The 302-nt window shown below is 59.3% G+C and carries 1 protein-coding gene; it reads left to right on the top strand.

What is annotated here, in order from left to right; translation table 11 throughout:
- Nucleotides 1-63: 63 nt before the first annotated feature.
- Nucleotides 64-302: transposase (locus tag R3X27_RS25595; protein ID WP_317711737.1), on the top strand; the 239-nt coding region annotated here is incomplete at its 3' end.

The following is a 302-nucleotide window of genomic DNA, read 5'->3' as shown; positions in this document are numbered from 1 at the left end:
TGGACCTGTCGCGGAATTGTGCCGCTCCTTTGAGCACGTATCGTGTCGCAAAGTAGAACAGACATGGCATCACGACCGAGCCCGGAATTCCGCGCTGAAACGGTTCGGGTCGCCCTGACGAGCGGGCTTTCCCGCAAGCAGGTGGCCGCTGACTTTGGTGTTGGCTTTTCAACGCTGAGCCGGTGGATCCAGCAGGAACGCAAGGACCCCGAGAAGCCGACGGCGCAATCTGACCTTGAACGCGAGGTTGCAGAACTGCGCAGAGAAAACCGGCAGCTCCGGGAGGAGAGGGAAATCTTAAA

This window comes from Tropicimonas sp. TH_r6 (assembly GCF_033101155.1).
In the GTDB taxonomy this organism is placed as follows: domain Bacteria; phylum Pseudomonadota; class Alphaproteobacteria; order Rhodobacterales; family Rhodobacteraceae; genus Tropicimonas.
Note: the sequence above shows the minus strand (reverse complement) of the source record. Positions and strands in the feature narration are given on the sequence as shown.